Annotated in this window: 15 protein-coding genes and 3 tRNA genes; 7 read left to right on the plus strand and 11 right to left on the minus strand. The window is 67.8% G+C overall.

Annotated features, from left to right (window positions below; all coding sequences use genetic code 11):
* Window positions 1–13: 13 nt before the first annotated feature.
* The 4 genes from RHCRD62_RS00175 to RHCRD62_RS00190 all read right to left on the minus strand — a co-directional run bounded on the left by RHCRD62_RS00175 (window position 14) and on the right by RHCRD62_RS00190 (window position 3,262).
* On the minus strand, window positions 14–673 hold the full coding sequence (locus RHCRD62_RS00175; RefSeq protein WP_050062676.1) for a catalase family protein: 660 nt from the start codon (window positions 671–673) through the stop codon (window positions 14–16).
* A gap of 41 nt (window positions 674–714) precedes the next feature.
* A complete protein-coding gene (locus RHCRD62_RS00180) occupies window positions 715–1,440 on the minus strand; it encodes a TetR/AcrR family transcriptional regulator (protein ID WP_050062677.1) in 726 nt (241 codons plus the stop codon).
* Between the two features lie 77 nt (window positions 1,441–1,517).
* Complete coding sequence (locus tag RHCRD62_RS00185) at window positions 1,518–2,291, minus strand: ABC transporter permease (RefSeq protein WP_050062678.1); 774 nt, start codon at window positions 2,289–2,291, stop codon at window positions 1,518–1,520.
* Window positions 2,288–3,262 carry an ATP-binding cassette domain-containing protein gene (locus RHCRD62_RS00190; RefSeq protein WP_050062679.1) on the minus strand — a complete coding sequence of 325 codons (975 nt, stop codon included), beginning with the start codon at window positions 3,260–3,262 and terminating at the stop codon, window positions 2,288–2,290. The genes RHCRD62_RS00185 and RHCRD62_RS00190 overlap by 4 nt, the downstream gene beginning before the upstream one ends.
* 100 nt (window positions 3,263–3,362) lie before the next feature.
* Between RHCRD62_RS00190 and RHCRD62_RS00195 the strand changes: the two genes are divergently transcribed.
* The 4 genes from RHCRD62_RS00195 to RHCRD62_RS00210 all read left to right on the plus strand — a co-directional run bounded on the left by RHCRD62_RS00195 (window position 3,363) and on the right by RHCRD62_RS00210 (window position 7,655).
* Window positions 3,363–4,133: a TetR/AcrR family transcriptional regulator gene (locus RHCRD62_RS00195; RefSeq protein WP_050062680.1), complete on the plus strand. Its 771-nt coding sequence runs from the start codon at window positions 3,363–3,365 to the stop codon at window positions 4,131–4,133.
* A gap of 135 nt (window positions 4,134–4,268) precedes the next feature.
* Complete coding sequence (locus tag RHCRD62_RS00200) at window positions 4,269–5,741, plus strand: glutamate/gamma-aminobutyrate antiporter GadC (protein WP_050062681.1); 1,473 nt, start codon at window positions 4,269–4,271, stop codon at window positions 5,739–5,741.
* A gap of 1 nt (window position 5,742) precedes the next feature.
* Window positions 5,743–6,231, plus strand: coding sequence for a hypothetical protein (locus RHCRD62_RS00205; protein WP_050062682.1), 489 nt, complete (start codon window positions 5,743–5,745; stop codon window positions 6,229–6,231).
* Between the two features lie 50 nt (window positions 6,232–6,281).
* Complete coding sequence (locus RHCRD62_RS00210; RefSeq protein WP_301280705.1) at window positions 6,282–7,655, plus strand: dipeptidase; 1,374 nt, start codon at window positions 6,282–6,284, stop codon at window positions 7,653–7,655.
* Window positions 7,656–7,711: 56 nt separating this feature from the next.
* Here RHCRD62_RS00210 and bcp read toward each other — a convergent pair whose 3' ends face one another.
* A complete protein-coding gene (bcp, locus tag RHCRD62_RS00215) occupies window positions 7,712–8,185 on the minus strand; it encodes a thioredoxin-dependent thiol peroxidase (protein ID WP_050062683.1) in 474 nt (157 codons plus the stop codon).
* A gap of 74 nt (window positions 8,186–8,259) precedes the next feature.
* Here bcp and RHCRD62_RS00220 point away from each other — a divergent pair, with 74 nt between their 5' ends.
* Entirely contained in the window at window positions 8,260–8,481 is a 222-nt protein-coding gene (locus tag RHCRD62_RS00220; RefSeq protein WP_050062684.1) for a DUF3618 domain-containing protein, read from the plus strand.
* A gap of 43 nt (window positions 8,482–8,524) precedes the next feature.
* Here the strand turns inward: RHCRD62_RS00220 and RHCRD62_RS00225 are convergent.
* A tRNA-Lys gene (locus tag RHCRD62_RS00225) sits at window positions 8,525–8,600 on the minus strand.
* 67 nt (window positions 8,601–8,667) lie between these two features.
* Window positions 8,668–8,740, minus strand: a tRNA-Lys gene (locus tag RHCRD62_RS00230).
* A 323-nt stretch (window positions 8,741–9,063) separates the two neighbouring features.
* On the opposite strand from RHCRD62_RS00230, the gene RHCRD62_RS00235 reads away from it, so the two are divergent.
* Window positions 9,064–10,239 (plus strand): L,D-transpeptidase, encoded by a 1,176-nt coding sequence (locus RHCRD62_RS00235; RefSeq protein WP_050063366.1) that lies wholly within the window; start codon window positions 9,064–9,066, stop codon window positions 10,237–10,239.
* A gap of 68 nt (window positions 10,240–10,307) precedes the next feature.
* On the opposite strand, the gene RHCRD62_RS00240 is transcribed toward RHCRD62_RS00235, so the two are convergent.
* From RHCRD62_RS00240 to orn, 3 genes are all read right to left on the minus strand, one after another.
* The gene (locus tag RHCRD62_RS00240) at window positions 10,308–11,486 is read right to left on the minus strand and encodes an acyl-CoA dehydrogenase family protein (protein ID WP_050062685.1); all 1,179 of its coding nucleotides are present in this window, start codon (window positions 11,484–11,486) and stop codon (window positions 10,308–10,310) included.
* Window positions 11,487–11,805: 319 nt separating this feature from the next.
* Window positions 11,806–11,878, minus strand: a tRNA-His gene (locus RHCRD62_RS00245).
* 89 nt (window positions 11,879–11,967) lie between these two features.
* Window positions 11,968–12,567 (minus strand): oligoribonuclease, encoded by a 600-nt coding sequence (gene orn, locus RHCRD62_RS00250; RefSeq protein ID WP_050062686.1) that lies wholly within the window; start codon window positions 12,565–12,567, stop codon window positions 11,968–11,970.
* Between the two features lie 84 nt (window positions 12,568–12,651).
* On the opposite strand from orn, the gene RHCRD62_RS00255 reads away from it, so the two are divergent.
* Window positions 12,652–14,364, plus strand: a complete 1,713-nt coding sequence (locus RHCRD62_RS00255) for a helicase HerA-like domain-containing protein (RefSeq protein ID WP_050062687.1) — start codon at window positions 12,652–12,654, stop codon at window positions 14,362–14,364.
* A 53-nt stretch (window positions 14,365–14,417) separates the two neighbouring features.
* Here the strand turns inward: RHCRD62_RS00255 and RHCRD62_RS00260 are convergent, their stop codons facing one another.
* Complete coding sequence (locus RHCRD62_RS00260) at window positions 14,418–16,055, minus strand: AMP-binding protein (protein WP_050062688.1); 1,638 nt, start codon at window positions 16,053–16,055, stop codon at window positions 14,418–14,420.
* Window positions 16,056–16,079: the final 24 nt, after the last annotated feature.

Consider the following 16,079-nt stretch of genomic DNA (forward strand, 5'->3'; position numbering starts at 1 on the left):
GCCCGTATCGCGGTCAGGCCTCAACGGAGTGCCGACCGGCTCGGCTGCCCGAGTAGGCCGCGCGGCGGGCGTCGGCGACCCACTGTGGCCACATCTCCAGTCCCTCCGGGCGATGGAGCACGGGGTCGAAGTCCGGGTGGTCCTCGTCGTCCACGGACAGCGGAGTCTCGAGCCACAGTCGCCCCGCCGGTGTGGTGTCGGTCCGGGAGTGCGCCAGCGACAGCGTGAAGTGCAGCGGGTCGGCGGTGGACAGTGCACTCAGCGATGCCGTGCGCGGCTGACCCGCCTCCGGGGTGGCGAGAACCCAGGTCGGGGAGTCGTTGTCGGGGGTGCGAAATGCGTTGAGGCTGCTGTACTGCGCGGTGGACCAGCCGAGGGCCGGACAGGGCAGGAACCGGGTGACCGGATCCGTTGACGCGAGCAGCAGGTCCCACGGTCCCGCTGCCAGGTGGAGCCGGACGGAGAGTCCGAGAACGTCCGGTATCGCTCCCGGGAGCCCGATGCCCCGCGAGAGCCGAACGGTGACGGGTATCCGTCCTTGGACGGGCCACCAGTGGGAACCGAGTTCCGCATGCCCGCGAGCCATCACGCCGTGGGCGTGGAATACCCGAGCACGGCGCAGGGTCGACGCGAGGGCGAAGGGCACTCGGAGTGCGGTGTCGATGTAGTTCATGACAGTCGCGGTACCCGAATCCGCCGGGTCTCAATCCGACGTCAGTGTTCCTGACTGGTTCGGGACTCCTTCTCCGCGACGAGGAGGTACGCGGCCATCAGGCGCTTCAGCTCGGCGACCGCCTCCGAGTGTTGTTGGCCGTCCTGCACGGAGAAGTTGAGCATGGAGTAGACGACGTGGACGAGCACCTCGGCCATCATGATCCGGCGGTCCCGGGGAGTGCGCGGCGTCAGCGGGGCGAGCATCGTTGCGATCTTCTCGGCGAGCTGCTTCTCGCTGATCTTGCCGGTGGCGCGGGTCGACGGCGTCGATTGCATCGCCAGCCACACCTCGCGACGCGACGGGTCGGACGTCCACAGCTTCGCGAGATGGTCGACGAAGCTGTCGAGGAATCGGAGCCAGTCGAGTGACGGGATGACACCGTCGAACTGTTCCAGCTCGTCCCGAACGGACGCGAAGTCCTGCCGGTTCAGCTCGCAGACGATGACGTACTTGTTGGCGAAGAACTGGTAGAGGGTGCCGATCGGGACGTCGGCGCGGGAGGCGACCTCCTCGCAGGTGAACGACTCGAACCCGACCTCCGTCAGCAGGTCGCGCGACGCCGCCAGCAAGCCGTCGAACTTGCGGCGGCTGCGTTCCTGCGTCGGGCGTTTGCGGGGCAGCAGTTCCTGCGGGACATCGGTGGTCGGGTCGTCGCTCGCATTGTCGGCCGCTGCCAGGGCCGGGTCCGCTCGACGCGAGGCTCGGCTGCTGGTGATGGACTCCACCCACCCAGGTTAACCGGCTGCTGTCAGGATTCGATGAACCCCGAGGTCTGGTGTTTCTCCCGGTACCGCCAACTCCGCTAGCGCTGCACTCGCCGCCGATACAACACGGCCGACCAGGCGGTTCCCGCCACGGCGATCGCGACGCACCACGCGATGGCGAGGCCGGCGTCGGAACCGATCCCCGTGCCGGTCAGTAGTCCACGGACCGTCTCGATGATCGGCGTGACGGGTTGGTTCTCGGCGAATCCCTGCAGCCACGTCGGCATCGACTCGGCGGGAACAAACGCACTGGAGACGTAGGGCACGAACATGATGACGAACGTGAACCCGCCCGCGGCCTCGGGTGTTCTGGCCACGAGTCCGAGCGCTGCCGACAGGGCGGAGACAGCGAACAGGAACAGTGAGAGCACCCCGAGGACGCCGAGCCACCGCACAGGGTCGGTGGTGGGGCGAAAGCCCATCACGACGGCGACACCGACGACGAGCGCCGTGGTGAGCAGGTTGCGCGCGACGCTGGCCAGGACGTGGCCGGTGAGGAAGGCGGACTGGGCGATGGGAAGGGTGCGGAAGCGGTCGACGATGCCCTCGGTCATGTCGGTGGACACGCTGATCGCGGTCGTGGACGAGCCGTAGGCGGCGCAGAGCAGGACGATCCCCGGGACGACGTAGTCGAGATACTCGGTGCCCGTGTCGATCGCGCCGCCGAACACGTAGACGAAGAGCAGCATGAGCACGATCGGCAGTGCGAGCGCCATGATCACCGAGTCGGGACTGCGGAGCAGGTGGGTCAGGTTGCGGCGCAGCATGATCGCGCCGTCGGTGACGGCGCCGGGGAGGGTGGGGGTGCTCATCGGGCAACCGCTTTCGTGGTGGTGGTGGCGGCGGTCTCGTCGGTGCGCCGGGAGCCGGTGAGGGCGAAGAAGACGTCGTCGAGGTTCGGTGTGTGCAGCGAGACCCGGTCGACGGTGAGTCCGTCGTCGACGCGGCCGAGCAAGGCGCGAAGGGACGCGATGCTGCCGTCCGTCGGCACGGTCAACGCGAGCGCGTCCGCGTCGACCGCCGAATCGGGCAGGGCGTCCGCGGCGCGTCGGAGGTCGTCGGCGGTGACGAAGTGCAGTTCGAGGTGCCCTCCGGGAACGAGGGACTCCAGTTCGCGGGCGGTACCTTCGGCCACGACCCGGCCGTGGTCGAGTACGGCGATCCGGTCGGCGAGTTCGTCCGCCTCGTCGAGGTACTGGGTGGTGAGGAAGACCGTGACACCGCCGCGTACCAGTTCGCGGACCACCGTCCACATTTCTCGGCGGCTGCGCGGGTCGAGTCCGGTGGTCGGTTCGTCGAGGAACAGCACGGCGGGATCGGCCACCAGGCTCATCGCGATGTCGAGCCGTCTGGCCATGCCGCCGGAATACGTTCCGGCCCGATGGTCGGCGGCGCCGACGAGATCGAAGCGTTCCAGCAGGTCGGCCGCCCGCCGCCGCGACGCTTGTCGCCCGAGGTGGTTCAGGTCGCCGATCAGGGTGAGGTTCTCCCGCCCGGTGAGCAGCTTGTCGACGGCGGCGAACTGGCCGGTGACGCTGATGGCACGCCGGACCGCTCGCGCCGACCCGGGCAGCGGGTGTCCGGCGACGGTGACGGAACCCGAGTCGAAGGGCAGCAGGGTGGACAGGATGCGGACCGCCGTCGTCTTGCCCGCGCCGTTGGCGCCGAGCAGGGCGAACACGGTGCCTGCGGGGACGTGCAGGTCGAGGCCGGCGAGGACGCGGTGGTCCCCGAAGGACTTGTGGAGGTCCGTCACCTCGATCGCGGCGGATTGTGCCGTCATGGTTGCTCCCGAGAGTAATTGTGTATGACATAAACTTTTGTTTAGACCATACGCAGTTTTAGGATGAGCGCAACCGTCGAAGCGGCAGGAGAGAGGTCACGTGGACGACAGCGAGGTCGAATCGGACCCGGACCTGCCGCGCGCGGTGAAACTCGCGTGGGGACTGGAGAAGACGGGTGCCCGCGGCCCGAAGCGCGGACTGAGCCTCGAGCGGATCGTCGACGCTGCGGTCGAACTCGCCGAAGAGGACGGTGTCGGTGCGCTGTCGATGGCCCGAGTCGCCAAACGGCTCGGCTTCACGACGATGTCGCTCTACCGCTACGTGGCGAGCAAGGACGAACTGATCGACCTGATCAGCGACCGGGTCATCGGACCCCCTCCGGTCTTCCCCGACGGACTGTCGTGGCGCGACGGGCTCCGACACTGGGCCCGCGCCGAATACGACCAACTGATGCGCCATCGGTGGTGGCTGCAACTCGCAGTGGGCGCGTCGCCGCCCACCGGCCCGAACAACATCGCGTGGCTCGATGCAGGCCTCGGCACGCTCGCCGCCACGCCGCTGCCCCCGACACTCCGCTTCCAGGTGGTGCTCAACACCTCGCTCTACGTGATCGGCAGGGCGCGGTTCGCGGCGGACTTCCTCGGCGCCGCGGACTCCGACACCGCCGCCGCGCGCAGCGCGGTCGAGTACGACTACGGCGCCGTGATCGGGAAACTCGTGGCGGGGGGCGCCTTCCCGCACCTGGCAGCGACGCTGGCGGACGGCGCGTTCACCACGGAACCAGGAGTCGAGTGGAGCGATGCCGACTTCCTGTTCGCTCTCGACCTGTTCCTCGACGGCGTGGCGAAACTCGTCGACGGGCTGTCCTGACTGCTCATCCGATTCGGGTGAACTGTGGTCGCGGGTGCTGCGCTGCCCGGCCCGGGCGCGGATAGTGCGGGGAGGAAGCCTGCGCCGTTGCATGCCATGGCATGTCGCGGCCCCGCCCGACGGAATGGTGAGCCGATGAGTGTCGATACTGCCGGAACGCCCGAGCCTGGTCGTGTACTCCCGACTGGGTCACGGCAGCAGTACATAACGTGGATCGCGCTGGCGATGATGACGACGAGTTCCGTCGCCAGTCTCCGGTCGGCGCCGTCGATGGCGGTGTACGGGCTGGCGTGTGTGTTCCTGTACGTGGTGCCCGCGATCGTGTTCCTACTGCCGACATCGCTGGTGTCGGCGGAACTGGCGTCGGGCTGGTCCGGCGGCGTTTACCGCTGGGTCGGGGAAGGGATCTCGGACAAGGCCGGGTTCCTCGCGGTGTGGTGTCAGTTCGCGATGACGATCTTCTACTATCCGACGCTGCTCGCCTACGTGGCGAGCACGTTCGCGTACGTGATCAACCCGGCCCTCGCCTCGAACGGGCTGTACACCGCGATCATCATCGTCACGCTGTTCTGGACCGGGGTGTTCGTCTCGTCCCGTGGCATGAAAGCGGTCGCCGGACTGTCCAGTGCCGGACTGATTCTCGGCACGCTGATCCCCGGCGCCCTGCTGATCGTCATGGGCATCGTGTTCCTCGGCCAGGGCAACGCGTCCGCCGCGCCGATGGAGTTCTCCGCGCTGCTGCCCGCGTGGACCGGTATCGCGTCGCTGGTGCTGATCGTCAACAACTTCCTGTCCTACTCGGGCATGGAGATGAACGCGGTCCACGTGTCCAGCCTGCGCAAACCGGCCAGTGAGTTCCCGCGCGCGATGTTCGTCGCGATGGGTCTCGTACTCGCCATCTTCATCCTCCCGGCCATCGCGATCAGCTGGGTGGTGCCCGCGGAGAACCTGTCCCTGACCGCAGGCGTCATGCAGGCCTTCGACACCTTCTTCGCCTACTTCGGATTCGGCTGGGCGACACCGATTCTCGCTCTGATGCTGATCGCCGCGTCACTCGGCGGCATGCTGACGTGGCTCGCGGGTCCGTCGAAGGGCCTGCTGATGATCGGCAGGCAGGACGGCTTCCTCCCGCCTGTGCTGCAGCGGTTGAACAAGCACGGAATCCAGCAGAACATCCTCGTCGCGCAGGGCGCGGTGACCACTCTGATCGCGTTGCTCTACGCGTTCATCCCCGAGGTGTCGAGCGCGTACTGGATCCTGTCGGTGATCACCACCCAGGTGTATCTGGTCGTCTACGCGCTCATGTTCGTCGCGGCGATGCGCCTGCGCCGCAGCAAGCCGGACCATCCCCGCGGCTACCGTGCCCCCGCGCTGTTCGTCCTCTGCTGGGTCGGCCTGCTGTCCAGCGCGGCGGCGTTCCTGATCGGGTTCGTCCCGCCGTCGCAGTTCGGCGGCGGCAGCGTGTTCGTCTACGTCCTCATCGTCGGCGGTGGGTTCGGCATCGTCGGGCTCGGCGTTCCGCTGCTGATCCTGGCGCTGCGCAAGCCGTCCTGGAAGCAGGAGCTGACCGTCGATCCGCTGCAGGCGGTCGCCGAGGAAGGAGCGTGAAATGAACTCACCCACAACGGGATCCGTTCCGGACGACAGTGTCAGCCTCGCTCCCGGCGACGACCTGCACAAGCGTCCCGAGAACACTCACCTGGTCCTCTACCTCGTCCTGTTCGCGGCATTCGTCGGTCTCTCGGTATGGGGGTTGGTCGCCTTCAACCACGACAAGCAGAGCGACGAGGCGAACGCACTCGCCACCGAACTGGCGCTGAAGTTCTCGGCGGCCGGTATCGAACCGATCGACATCGACTCCGCGGCCAGGGTGCTCGGCACCGACGGCGGGGCTGCCTGCGCGGACCCTGTCGCGGCACTGAACGAGGCTGCGCTCGATCAGCAGATCGTCAGCGGGGCCACCGGGCCAGGTATGCGGCCGGTCATCGCGGCCCGGAATCGGCTCGTCGGTTCGCGCCTGATGCTGGAGGTGTACTGCCCCGAGAATCTGGCCGAGTTCGACGCGGCGGTGGCGGACCTCAAGCTCGGTGACGGGTAGATCGTGCCCCAGTACGTGGAGCGACCGGAATTCTCGGGAGAGGAACAGAAGTGACGGACCAGGCAGTGACGGACATCCGGGCAGCCGTGCGGGCGCTGATGCCCACCGCACGGGACGAACTCGCCACCTTGGTGCGGTTCACGTCGGTGGCGGACCCACGGCAGTTCCCGCCGGAGCAGTGTGTGGCGGCGGCGAACTGGGTGAAGGACGCATTCGTCGCGGCGGGCATCGGATCGGTGGACCTGATCGAGACCGCCGACGGCTCCAACGCCGTCGTCGGGCACCAGCCGGGACCGCCCGGCGCACCCACCGTGCTGCTGTACTGCCACTACGACGTCCAGCCTCCCGGCGACGAATCCAAGTGGCACACGGACCCGTTCGAGCTCACCGAACGTGACGGCCGGTGGTACGGCCGCGGTGCCGCGGACTGCAAGGGCAACATCGTGATGCACCTGCTGGCGCTGCGGGCGCTACGGGGTTCTGCGGCATCGGACACGCCGTTCCCGGTCGGCATCCGCATCGTCGCGGAGGGGTCCGAGGAGATGGGTACCGGCGGCCTCGAGGCGCTGGTCGAGGAGCGGCCCGAACTGTTCGAGGCCGACATGATCCTCGTCGTGGACACCGGCAACGCGGCGGTCGGCGAGCCGACCGCGACCGTCACGCTGCGCGGCATCGCGAATGTCGTCGTCAACGTGGAAACACTCGAGGGGGAGGTGCACTCGGGCATGTTCGGCGGTCCCGCGCCCGACGCCCTCGCGGCCCTGGTGCAGATCCTGTCGACGTTGCGGGACGAGAACGGCGACACGGTCGTCGACGGCTTGGACTCCGGGCAGACGTGGGGTGGGGTCGGCTACGACGAGGCCCAGTTCCGGATCGACGCGGGCGTCCTCGACGGGGTGGACCTCGCGGGAACCGGCTCGGTCGCGGACCGGGTGTGGGCGCGGCCCGCCCTGACGATCCTCGGCATCGACTGCCCGCCTGTCGTCGGATCGGCTGCGGCCGTTCAGCCGCGCGCGTCCGCCCGCCTGAACCTGCGCGTGCCGCCGGGAATGGATCCGTCGGTCGCTCAAGCCGCGCTGACCGCGCATCTGACGTCACGGGCCCCGTGGGGCGCGCGCGTCACGATCGAACCGGAGCCCGTCGGAGCGCCGTTCCGGGCCCGGACCGACGGTCCCGGGTTCGCGGCGCTCGGCGAGGCGATGCAGGACGCGTTCGGCAAACCGCTCGGCACCGTCGGTCAGGGCGGTTCGATCCCACTGTGCAACGTCCTCGCCGACAAGGTCCCCGGCGCCGAGATCGTGATGCTCGGCGTCGAGGAGCCACGCTGCCTCATCCACGCCCCGAACGAGAGCGTCGATCCGTCCGAGATCGAGAACCTCGCCGTCGCCGAGGCGCTCTTCCTCCGCCGCTTCGCGGCCCGCTGAGCGTGAGGGGAACCCGGGCCCGGTCCGACCGGGTACGGGTTTCCCTCACCCAGCGGTCAGACGGACAGGTCGCGGCGCAGCTTCGCGACGTGACCGGTGGCGCGCACGTTGTACTGCGCCACCTCGACCTTGCCGTTCTCGTCGATGAGGAACGTGGAGCGGATGACGCCCTGCACCTTCTTGCCGTACATGGTCTTCTCGCCGAAGGCGCCCCACGCGGTCAGCGTGGCCCGCTCGGGGTCCGACAGCAGCGGGAACGTGAGCTCCTCGTTGTCGCGGAACTTGGCGAGCTTGGCCGGCTTGTCGGGCGAGATGCCGATCACATCGATCCCGGCCTCGTTCAGCTCGGCGAGATTGTCGCGGAAGTCACACGCCTGCTTGGTGCAGCCCGGCGTGCTGGCCGCGGGGTAGAAGTAGACGACGACCTTGCGGCCTCGGTAGTCGGCGAGTGCGACGTCGTTGCCGTCGGCGTCGGGCAGCGTGAAGTCGGGCGCGGTGTCTCCGGGAGCGAGCCTGATGTTGTCGGTCACGATGGTCAGGCTACTTGTCGGCCGTCGCCGGGTACGGTCATGGCAGGAAAGACCGACCATGAGAGGAAGTCCACGTGCCCAGGGACACCGAGAGCATTGAGCGCGACATCGAGCAGGCGCGCAATCAGCTCGCCGCCACCCTTGACGAGTTGAGCGTTCGCACCAACCCGAAGCGAGTGCTCGAGACCACCAAGGCCGCGCTGATCTCGAAGGTGAGCGAGCCGCCCGTGACGTTTGCGCTGATCGGCGCTGGTGCGCTCGTGGCCGTTCTGGTGCTGCGCAAGATCTTCCGCTGAGACGACAGTAGGCCCCGATCCGGAAGGATCGGGGCCTACTGTGTGGTGCGCCATCAGGGACTTGAACCCCGAACCCGCTGATTAAGAGTCAGCTGCTCTGCCAATTGAGCTAATGGCGCGCGCCAGGAGTTTGCGGCTCCCAACACACTAGAGGCCCCGATCTGTGATCAGGGCCTGTCGTGATTGTGCGCCATCAGGGACTTGAACCCCGAACCCGCTGATTAAGAGTCAGCTGCTCTGCCAATTGAGCTAATGGCGCCTGGTGCGTCCGGCGGGCTGGTGTGCTCGCTCGGTGCGAGGAGAACACTAACAGCCCCGCCCTGTCTATGTGAAATCGGCTGGTCAGATCGGGTTTACGGCTGACGTTTCTGTAACGGTTGCGGCGCCGAAGTCGATTGCAATGTGAACGTTATGGGTCCGGGGCAGGTCCCGCAGGCGTGCCTGTGCAAAGACCTGGCAAAATCGCTGTCCGCGGGTTCTGTGCAGGAACGGCGTCCCCAGGGTCGGGGTCCGCCGAGTGGATGCGGGTCGGGGATCCGTCGAGTAGATGGTTGAAGTGGGGTAGCGGTGACGAAGTTTCGGATGTTTGTCGCGGTCGCTGTCGCGTCCGTTGTGGCGCTGGGGGCGTCCGGCTGTACGGTCCCGTCGAGCGGTGAGGCGTCGGCCGCGCCTGCCATCGACGTCAACCCTGTTGCCGAACTGATCAAGCCGAAGTTGACGTCTGCCGTGCCGGACGGTGCCATCGGGCACTCGCCGAGCGACCCGGTCGAGGTGCGGGTCCAGGACGGCAAACTCGCGAACGTCACTCTCGTCGACGCATCGGGTGTCGCGGTGCCCGGCGCGATCGGCGCCGACGGGCGCTCCTGGGTGAACACCGCCCCGCTCGCCTACGACGGCAATTATCGCCTGCAGGCCGAGGCGTTCGGCCTGGGCGGCTCGGGAACCCTCGTGTCGAACTTCGCGACCAGTTCGCCGGGCAACCTGACCCAGCCGTACATCCTTCCGTCCGAGGGCGACGTCGTCGGCATCGGGCAGCCGGTCGCCGTGCAGTTCGACGAGAACATCCCGGACCGTGCCGCCGCGCAGGATGCCATCACCATTACCACCAACCCGCCCGTCGACGGAGCCTTCTACTGGGTCAACAACCGTGAGGTCCGGTGGCGGCCCGAGCACTACTGGGCGCCAGGGACCACGGTCACCGTCGCGGTCGACGTGTTCGGCCGCGACCTCGGCAACGGGCTGTTCGGTCAGGTGAACGAGCGGTCCGAGTTCCGGATCGGCGACGCCCTCGTGGCGACGGCCGACGACAACACCAAGCAGGTCACCTTCGAGCGCAACGGCCAGGTCGTCATGACCATGCCGACGTCCATGGGTAAGGACAGCACTCCGACCGACAACGGTGTCTACATCATCGGCGACCGCTTCGATCACCTGGTGATGGACTCCTCGACGTACGGGGTACCCGTCAACTCCCCGCAGGGCTATCGAACCGAGGTCGACTGGGCGACCCGAATGTCCTACAGCGGCATCTTCTTCCACTCGGCGCCGTGGTCGGTGGGGCAACAGGGATACTCGAACACCAGCCACGGCTGCCTCAACCTGAGCCCCGCCAACGCGAAGTGGGTGTACGACAACACCAAGCGCGGCGACATCGTCGTCGTGAAGAACACGGTCGGCGGGACGCTGTCCGGTGTCGACGGGCTCGGCGACTGGAACATTCCGTGGGAGACGTGGAAGGCAGGAAACGCGGCCGTCTGATCGGCGGTATGGAAAAGGGGCCTCGCAGCGGGATATCCGGCTGCGAGGCCCCTTTCGTGTTGCCAGGGTCAGATCATGGAGCGGTGGATGCCCTGCGGCTCGCCACCGAGCTGGGTCAGCGCCGAGGCGTGGAAGATCGAGCCGGGCACGTGGATCGCGTGCGAAAGGCCGGCGTGCGCGTCACGCCAGAACCGCTGCAGCGGCGTCTTCATCTGCAGTGCACCACCACCGGCGCGAGCGAAGATCTCGTCGACGGCCCGCACCGCCCGCCATGCCGCCGCGGTCTGCGTGCGACGACCGATGGCACGCTGCTCGAACGTGACCTCCTTGCCGGCGTCGGTGATGTCCCAGAAGCGGTCGACGGTCTCGAGGATCGCCGCGCGGGAGGCGGCGATCTCCGCTGCGGCGTCACCGATCGCGAACAGCACGTACGGGTCTTCCTTGATCGGCACACCGGTCACCGCGACGCGGTTCTTCTGCGCCGCGATGTGGCAGGCGAGCGCGCCTTCGGCGATACCGATCAGCGACGAGGTGATGCCGAGCGGGAAGATGCACGAGAACGGGAAGTTGTAGAGCGTCTCGGAGCGGCCGGCGATCTTCGGGGCGGTCCCGTCGTACACGGTGGCCGAGTCGATCGTCCGGTGCTCCGGCAGGAACGCGTTCTTGACGATGAGGTCCTTGCTGCCGGTGCCGCGCAGGCCGACGACGTCCCAGCTGTCCTGGTCGATCTCGTAGTCGCTGCGCGGAAGCAGCACGTGCAGGATCTTCGGCGGCATCTGCGGCTTGCCGCTCTGATCACCGACGAGCGCACCGATCATCACCCACTGGCAGTGGTCGGTACCGGAGGAGAACGACCAGCGGCCGTTGAGGATGTAGCCGCCGTCGGTGGGGACCGCGACACCCATCGGTGCGTACGGCGACGCCATCCAGGTGTCCTGGTCCTGGCCCCACACCTCGTCCTGCGCCTTCGGGTCGAAGAACGCCAACTCCCACGGGTGCACACCGACGATGCCGGTCACCCAGCCGGTGGCGCCGTCCATCGCGCCGATTGCCATCGCCGTCTCCGCGAACTCCCGCGGGTGGACCTCGAGTCCGCCGTGGTTCTTCGGCTGGAGCATCCGGATCGCGCCGGCCTCCTTGAGCCGCTTGGCATTGGCGTCGGTCAGGCGCATCAGCTTGTCGCCCTCGACGCCGTCGGCGCGGATCTCGTCCGCGTACTGCTCGATCCGATCCAGTACCTGCCCCATGGCTTCCCTCATCTCTGGTTGTGATCCGACTCCGGTCACACGTTTCGACGCGCTGATCCAAGACTAGAACATGTTTCAGTTTCCGGGAGAGCCAAATCGAACCGATTGATCGTGTGGCGGATGTCGGCCGGATCGTCGATGCCGTCGACGTATGGGGGCTGAGCTGCACAATTTCGAAATCGGGTCGTTCGAGTGATTCGGGACACCCGCCGCCGAGGGAGGGGGAACGTGGAGCGGGAACGAGTTCTAGTTGGCAGTCGGTCCACTGCACGACCCGGGAAACGAGAAAGGCCCCGACCGGAGTCGGGGCCTTTCTTCGGGTGACCGACGGGACTCGAACCCGCGACAGCCAGGATCACAACCTGGTGCTCTACCAACTGAACTACGGTCACCATCGCTTCCCACGCGCCGCCCCTTCGGGCCGTGCGTCAGCAGCGTGGACGATACTAGCGTGACCGGAGGCGATATTGCCAATCGGCGTCTACTCGGCGACGAGATCCTTGACGACCGCGGCAATGTCGCTGGTAGAGGGCCCGGGCTCGGCAACGAACGCGGTACGCCGGTAGTACTGCAGTTCTCGGATCGACTCCTTGATGTCGGCGAGCGCGCGGTGCGCGAGGCCCTTCTCGGGCTGACCGAAGTAGATCCGCGGGTACCAGCGCCTGCACAGTTCCTTGATCGAGGAGACGTCGATCATCCGGTAGTGCAGGTACTCGTCGAGCTCCGGCATGTCGCGGGCGAGGAAGCCGCGGTCGGTGGCGATCGAGTTGCCGCACAGGGGTGCGGTGCCCGGCGTCGGGATGTGCTCGCGGATGTAGTCGAGGACCAGACGCTGCGCCTCCTCCATCGTGACGGTGGATGCGCGGACCTCCTCCGTCAATCCCGACTTCGCGTGCATCTCCTGCACGACGTCGGGCATGGCGGCCAGAGCCGCGTCGTCGGCGTGGATGACGATGTCCACGCCCTCGCCGAGGATGTTCAGTTCGCTGTCGGTGACCAGCGCGGCCACCTCGATCAGCTTGTCGGAGCCGAGCCGCAGCCCGGTCATTTCGCAATCGATCCACACAAGTTTGTCCTGCACGAGGTTCCACAGTAGCCAGCGCTCACTCGGCTAGGGTTCGCGGAGGAGTCGAAGTCGGGGCGTTTCGCATCGAGGGAGGCACGAATGTCGGTTGATCCTGGATCGGATGCGGCGGAGCTCGCCGACAAGGCTGCCGCGGCGAGGGCTGCGGCGCAGGAGGCGGCCCGCGTAGCCGAGGAAGCCGCGCGGGCGGCCGAGGAAGCCGCTGCCGCTGCCGCCGAGGCGACCTCGCCGCCTGCGCAGCAGGCACCACCTGCTGCACAGGAGATCGCCGCCGGCTACGCCTTGGCCGGCGGCGCGCTGGAGTTGGGCACGGTGATCGTCGACGGCATCGTGGACTCGTCGGCTCGCGTCCGGATTCCGCTCGCGACGTTGAACAGGCACGGGCTCGTCGCGGGCGCCACGGGAACGGGAAAGACGAAGACGCTGCAGGGAATCTGCGAGCAGTTGTCCGCGGCGGGCGTGCCGGTCGTGATGGCCGACGTGAAGGGCGACGTGTCGGGGTTGTCGGCGCCGGGCGAGGCGAGCGAGAAGATGGCAGCGCGCGCACGGGAGACAGGAATCGTGGACTGGGCGCCGACCGCGTTTCCCACCGAGTTCGTCTCCCTCGGCACCGAGGGCATCGGGGTGCCGATTCGGGCAACGATCACCAGCTTCGGTCCGATCCTGCTCAGTAAGGTTTTGGGGCTCAACGCCACCCAGGAATCGACGCTGGGACTGATCTTCCACTGGGCCGACACACAGGGACTCGCGCTGCTCGACCTCAAGGATCTGAGGTCGGTCATCACGCACCTGACGTCGGACGAGGGCAAGGCCGACCTCAAGGGCATCGGGGGCGTGTCGTCCGCGACCGCGGGCGTCATCTTGCGGGCGCTCGTCAACCTCGAAGCCGACGGCGGCGACACCTTCTTCGGTGAACCGGAATTCGACACCGCGGACCTGCTGCGCGTCGCGGCGGACGGGCGCGGTGTGGTGACGCTGTTCGAGCTGGGAGCACAGGCGTCGCGGCCGGTGATGTTCTCGACGTTCCTGATGTGGGTGCTCGCGGACCTTTTCCAGACGCTGCCCGAGGTCGGCGACGTCGACAAGCCGAAGCTGGTCTTCGTGTTCGACGAGGCCCACCTGCTCTTCGCGGACGCGTCGAAGGCGTTCCTCCAGCAGGTCGAACAGACCGTGAAACTGATCCGGTCCAAGGGTGTCGGCGTCTTCTTCTGCACGCAGTTGCCCACGGATGTGCCGAATTCGGTTCTCTCGCAACTGGGCGCGCGGATCCAGCACGCACTGCGCGCCTTCACTCCGGACGACCAGAAGGCGCTGAACAAGACGGTTCGCACGTACCCGAAGACCGAGCACTACGACCTGGAGAAGGCGCTCACCTCGCTCGGGACCGGTGAGGCGATCGTGACGGTGCTGTCGGAGAAGGGCGCCCCGACACCGGTCGCGTGGGCGAAGATTCCGCCGCCGCGGTCGCTGATGGACACGATCGGTGAGGACGCGATCAGGGCGGCAGCGACGGCGAGTGCGCTGCACGGGAAGTACGGCGCGACCGTGGACCGGGACTCGGCGTACGAGATGCTCACGGCACGACTCGCGCCTCCCTCGGCCCCAGACCTTCCGGATCTGCCGCCCGCGCTGCCGGATCTGCCCGACCTCCCGCCGCCCGCACCGGACGAGCCGACCGCGGTGGAGAAGATCATGCAGAACTCCGCGGTCAAGAGCTTCCTGCGGTCGGCGGCAACGGTGGCGGGCCGGGAGATCTCCCGCTCGATCTTCGGTACGGGGCGCAAGAGGCGCTGACGTGCTCGTGCGCCTTTCCGGTCACGCGTACCACCGGTAAGGCGCACAGCGCGTCAGCGCAGCAGGCGGGGGACGACCTTGCCGGTCGCGTTGCGGGGCAGTTCGTCGAGGAACGTGACGTCGCGCGGGACGCAGAACCGGGCCAGGCGACTTCGGACGTGGTCGCGGACGCTGTCGACGGTCAGCGCGGCGCCGTCCTCGTCGTCGGTGCGGACCACCCACGCGGCGAGTCGGGAAGCGAACTCCGCGTCGTCGACCCCGATGACCGCGACTTCGAGGACGCCGGAAAGTTCGGACAGCAGGTTCTCGACCTCGCGGGGGTAGACGTTCTCGCCGCCCGAGACGATCATGTCGTCGCTGCGACCGTCGAGGAACAGCAGGCCCGTGTCGTCGAAGTGGCCGACGTCGCCGGTTGACATCATTCCGTCGACGACCTCCTTCTCGCTGCCGCTGCGCGTGTAGCCCTCGAAGAGCATCCCGTTCCCGACGAAGACGCGGCCGACGGTGCCCGCGGGAACCGGGTTTCCGTCGTCGTCGAGGATCTTGACGACCGTGCCGAGCGGGGGTCTGCCCGCGGTGGTCGGGTGGACGCGCAGCTCGGCGGGCTGCGCGATCGACGCCCAGCTGACCTCGGTCGACCCGTAGAAGTTGTAGAGGACGTCGCCGAACGCGTCGAACGTCTTGTGGACGACTCCGGTGGGGATCGCGGATCCGCTTGCCGCGATGACGCGCAGCGACGACAGGTCGACATCGCGTTCGTCCTTGGGGAGATCGGTGATGCGCTGCAGCATCGTCGGCACCAGCCACAGTGTGTCGGCACCGTGGCGCGCAACGGATTCGACGGTGGCGGCGGCGTCGAAGCGGCGGTTGAGGATCAGCGTGGAGCGCAACGCAAGTGCGATCTGGGTGCCTGCCAGGGCCCATGTGTGGAAGATCGGCGACGCGACGACGGTGGTTCCGCGGCTGCGCAGCGGCAGCCGCGACAGGACGGCGGCCGCGGGCATCCAGCTGCGCGGCTCCGGCCGGGACGCGCCCTTCGGGGTACCCGTCGTTCCGGAGGTGAGGACGATCAGGCGCCCGCGCCGGGGCCGACGCGCGAGCACGAGACTGCGGCCCCCGCGCCCGTCCTCGAGGAGGCCGTCGACGCGGGCCCAGCCTGCCGCGTCGGCACCGCCGCCGGTGGGATCGTTCGGATCGTCGAACACCGCGACCCGCAGGTCGGAGTCGGGGAGCAGCGGCGTGAACTCGGGATCGACGAGGAGCCAGTCGATCTTCTGCTCGGCGAGGATCTCCGCGAGCTGCGGCGCGGGAGCGCCGGTGTTGAGGAGGACGAGGTCGGTGCCGAGCCTGCTGGAGGCCCCCATCGCGGTGAGGAACCCGCGGTGGTTGCGGGCCAGGACGCCGATGCGTCCGCGTTCGCGTAGCCCGCGGTCGTACAGGGCGATCGCGAGCGCTTCGGCGTCGGCGTCGAGGTCGCGGTAGGTGACCGGGCCCCATTCGTCGATCACGGCGATGCGGTCGCCGTCGCGGCGGGCGGCGACGGCGAGCAGACCGCCCGCGGTGAAATCCCATTGGAACCAGGCCGTGGCGACGCCGGTGAGTGCGCGCGGTCCGAGCGGTCCGATGATCCCGGCCCTGGTGATCGGAACGAGGCCCTTGATCAGGTCGGTTGCTACGGAAATACGCGGCATGCGGGTGGTCCTCCTGGTTGTGAG

Source organism: Rhodococcus sp. RD6.2 (genome assembly GCF_001040705.1).
In the GTDB taxonomy this organism is placed as follows: domain Bacteria; phylum Actinomycetota; class Actinomycetes; order Mycobacteriales; family Mycobacteriaceae; genus Rhodococcus_G.

What these genes read in the sequence shown, in the direction of transcription:
- RHCRD62_RS00175 (WP_050062676.1), bottom strand. Translation starts at nt 673, where the DNA reads ATGAACTACATCGACACCGCACTCCGAGTGCCCTTCGCCCTCGCGTCG.
- RHCRD62_RS00185 (WP_050062678.1), bottom strand. Translation starts at nt 2,291, where the DNA reads ATGAGCACCCCCACCCTCCCCGGCGCCGTCACCGACGGCGCGATCATG.
- RHCRD62_RS00190 (WP_050062679.1), bottom strand. Translation starts at nt 3,262, where the DNA reads ATGACGGCACAATCCGCCGCGATCGAGGTGACGGACCTCCACAAGTCC.
- RHCRD62_RS00200 (WP_050062681.1), top strand. Translation starts at nt 4,269, where the DNA reads ATGAGTGTCGATACTGCCGGAACGCCCGAGCCTGGTCGTGTACTCCCG.
- RHCRD62_RS00205 (WP_050062682.1), top strand. Translation starts at nt 5,743, where the DNA reads ATGAACTCACCCACAACGGGATCCGTTCCGGACGACAGTGTCAGCCTC.
- RHCRD62_RS00235 (WP_050063366.1), top strand. Translation starts at nt 9,064, where the DNA reads ATGTTTGTCGCGGTCGCTGTCGCGTCCGTTGTGGCGCTGGGGGCGTCC.
- RHCRD62_RS00240 (WP_050062685.1), bottom strand. Translation starts at nt 11,486, where the DNA reads ATGGGGCAGGTACTGGATCGGATCGAGCAGTACGCGGACGAGATCCGC.
- RHCRD62_RS00255 (WP_050062687.1), top strand. Translation starts at nt 12,652, where the DNA reads ATGTCGGTTGATCCTGGATCGGATGCGGCGGAGCTCGCCGACAAGGCT.
- RHCRD62_RS00260 (WP_050062688.1), bottom strand. Translation starts at nt 16,055, where the DNA reads ATGCCGCGTATTTCCGTAGCAACCGACCTGATCAAGGGCCTCGTTCCG.